The organism is Paraburkholderia sp. BR10954, from assembly GCF_040965775.1.
Lineage (GTDB): Bacteria > Pseudomonadota > Gammaproteobacteria > Burkholderiales > Burkholderiaceae > Paraburkholderia > Paraburkholderia youngii.
Genome location: NZ_JBFRCK010000235.1, coordinates 1 through 421, shown reverse-complemented (window position 1 = coordinate 421; position 421 = coordinate 1). Strand labels below are relative to the sequence as shown.

1 pseudogene is annotated in these 421 nt (G+C 61.8%); it reads right to left on the bottom strand.

Features of this window, described 5'->3' with window-relative positions:
* Window positions 1-307: pseudogene (locus AB4Y34_RS42030) on the bottom strand (IS110 family transposase); the annotation flags it as partial.
* Window positions 308-421 lie beyond the last annotated feature (114 nt).

The window sequence follows — 421 nt, the reverse complement described above, 5'->3', positions numbered from 1 at the left end:
CGTCGCGGCGGTCGGTCTTGACCCGCTCGCCTGGTTTCCTCGGAATCAGCGACGGGGCACATACCATGCAGTCGAATCCCTTCTGCACCAGTTGCCGGTATAGACCATAGCCGCATGGCCCTGCTTCATAGACGATGCGAACGTGCGTCGCCTTGGACTGCATGCGCTGGCACAGGCGGTCGATGTCAGTCTTCAAAGTGCCGATCTTGCCCAGCAATTCCACCTCGCCTATCCCGACGGCGTAGGCTGCCGTGATGGATTCCTTGTGGACAACCAGACCGACGTACACCGTGTTATCGTGTCCCATGCTGGCCTCCGTGCTGGAAATCGCCGGGTGTCGCCCTCGTGCACACCATGCGGCTCTGGCAGCAATGCTAACCCGCGTCTGGTTTCTCACGGCGGGCCAGCCACCACCTCACGG